Here is a 2,375-nt window from a genome sequence, read left to right as displayed (position 1 = left end):
GACGGGGGGGAAGTCGTGGTCGGCCTGCCCCGGACCCGCGCGGGCAAGCACGGACCGGCGGCCCCGGCCGCCACGGCCTACGCGGCGGCGCTCGCCGAGCGGGTCGCACCTCTCCCGGTGCGGCTCACCGACGAGCGGCTGACCACCGTGACGGCGAGCCGCGTGCTGGCTCAGCGGTGCCACCCCCGGCGCCGACGACCCCGGCCTCGGTGCCAGGGTGGGCGTCGACGGCGGGGCGGTCCGGGTCGGGGTCGCGCTGAGCGATCCGGGTGCCTTTCTGGCCACCCCGCTGGTTACCCTGTCCCGTGACGAGAAGAACGGCCGGGACCTGGACGACCTGGTCGGTCTGGCAGCCGAGCACGACGTGGTGGAAGTCGTGGTCGGCCTGCCCCGGACCCTCGCGGGCAAGCACGGACCGGCGGCCCAGGCCGCCACGGCCTACGCGGCGGCGCTCGCCGAGCGGGTCGCACCTCTCCCGGTGCGGCTCACCGACGAGCGGCTGACCACCGTGACGGCGAGCCGCGTGCTGGCTCAGCGGGGGGTGCGGGGCAAGAAGCAACGTGCCGTCGTTGACCAGGCTGCCGCTGTCGAGATCCTGCAGTCCTGGCTCGACGCACGAGCGCGACACGTGGCGAGGGCCGCCTCCGAGCGGTCACCTGGAGCGAAGGACGGCTCGTGAACGACGATCTCGGGTTGTTCAACGACCCTGAAGCGAAGGACGAGCGGGGCGGCAGAGGCGCCAAGGCCGCGCTCGCCTCGCGCTTGAAGGGCAAGCGGAAGCGCACCGCGGTCATGTGGACCGCGGTGGCGCTGGTCCTCGCCGTCGGCGGCGGCGGCGCGTACTACGGGTACCGGACGCTCTCGGGCATCGGCTCGTGGGAGGACTACTCGGGGGCCGGCGACACCGACGCGATCGTCGAGGTCAAGGACGGCGACCCGGTCAGCGCGATCGCGACCACGCTGAAGGAGCAGGGCGTCGTCGCCAGCGCCCGCGCGTTCACCGAGGCGAGCAAGAACGACGCCAGGGTCACCGGCATCCAGCCCGGCTTCTACCTGCTCAAGACCAACATGTCGGGCGCCAACGCGGTCACGATGATGGTCGACCCCAAGTCGAAGATCGTGCCGCTGGAGGTGCGCGGCGGGTTCGTGCTGCACGACATCACGCAGCCGGGCGGCTCGGTCACCAAGGGCGTCTTCACGCTGATCGCCGAGGCGTCCTGCGTGGAGATCGACGGGCAGAAGAAGTGCGTGACCTCCGACGAGGTCAGGGACGCGGCGGAGAACGCCGACCCGGCGTCGCTGGGCGTCCCCGAGTGGGCCATGGCGGACTTCACCAAGGTCAACAAGGCGCGCAGGCTGGAGGGCCTGATCGTGCCCGGCCTGTACCACCTGAAGCCGAACGTGCCCGCCGCGGAGCTGCTGCGCGACGTCATCACCACCTCGGCGAACCGCATCCAGAGCTACGGCATCCCCGGCGGCGCCAAGAACACCGGGTTCCGGCCGTACGAGGTGCTGGTCATCGCGTCGCTGGTGGAGAAGGAAGGGCTGGAGAAGGACTTCGCGCGGGTCTCGCGGGTGATCCAGAACCGGCTCTCCATCGGGATGCCCGTCCAGCTGGACTCGACGATCAACTACGAGCTGGACAAGCCGACCCTGGAGACCAGCGCCGACGACCGGGACTCGAACAGCCCGTACAACACCTACAAGTTCCCGAACCTGCCGCCGACCCCGATCGGCTCGCCGAGCAAGCAGGCGATCGAGGCGGCGATCAACCCGGAGAACGGTGAGTGGGAGTACTTCGTGAAGTGCCAGAAGGACGGCACTTCCTGCTTCGCGAAGACCTTCGAGGAGCACCAGAAGCTCGTGGACAAGGCGATCACCGAAGGTGTTTTCGGCAACAACTGACGGCAGGCGGGCGGCCGTGATCGGCTCGCCCGTCGCCCACTCCCTGTCACCCGTGCTGCACAACGCGTGCTTCGAGGCGCTCGGGCTGCGCGGCTGGGAGTACGGCTCGATCGACTGCCCGGAGGACGGGGTCGCGGAGCTCGTGCGCGGCCTCGGCCCCGAGTGGGTCGGGTTGTCGGTCACCATGCCGGACAAGCGCGCCGCGCTGGCCGTGGCCACCGCGCCGTCGCGGACCGCCGTGCTCGTGGGCGCGGCGAACACGCTCGTGCCGTTCGAGGGCGGCTGGCGGGCGGAGTGCACCGACGTGGACGGCGTGGTCGGGGCGCTGCGGGCGGCGGCCGGGTTCACCTCCGGCGAGCGCGGGATCGTGCTCGGCGCGGGCGGCACCGCCACGGCGGCGCTGGTCGGGCTGGCGTCGGTGGGCGTGCGGTCCGCGGCGCTCGTCGTGCGGGACGTCGCGCGGGCGGGCG

Annotated in this window: 2 protein-coding genes and 2 pseudogenes; all 4 read left to right on the top strand. The window is 71.9% G+C overall.

The annotated features are described in order from the left end of the window. Positions 1-177, top strand: a pseudogene (gene ruvX, locus ACTUAL_RS04380) (Holliday junction resolvase RuvX); the annotation flags it as partial. A gap of 40 nt (positions 178-217) precedes the next feature. Continuing rightward, complete coding sequence (ruvX, locus tag ACTUAL_RS04375; RefSeq protein WP_440899349.1) at positions 218-679, top strand: Holliday junction resolvase RuvX; 462 nt, start codon at positions 218-220, stop codon at positions 677-679. Continuing rightward, a complete protein-coding gene (gene mltG / locus ACTUAL_RS04370) occupies positions 676-1,905 on the top strand; it encodes an endolytic transglycosylase MltG (protein WP_096496135.1) in 1,230 nt (409 codons plus the stop codon). The genes ruvX (ACTUAL_RS04375) and mltG overlap by 4 nt, the downstream gene beginning before the upstream one ends. Beyond that, positions 1,886-2,375 (top strand): annotated as a pseudogene (locus ACTUAL_RS04365) (shikimate dehydrogenase); the annotation flags it as partial. The gene mltG and the pseudogene ACTUAL_RS04365, both read left to right, overlap by 20 nt.

The sequence above is a fragment of the Actinosynnema sp. genome, assembly GCF_052038725.1.
This window is presented reverse-complemented; position numbering and strand designations above follow the sequence as displayed.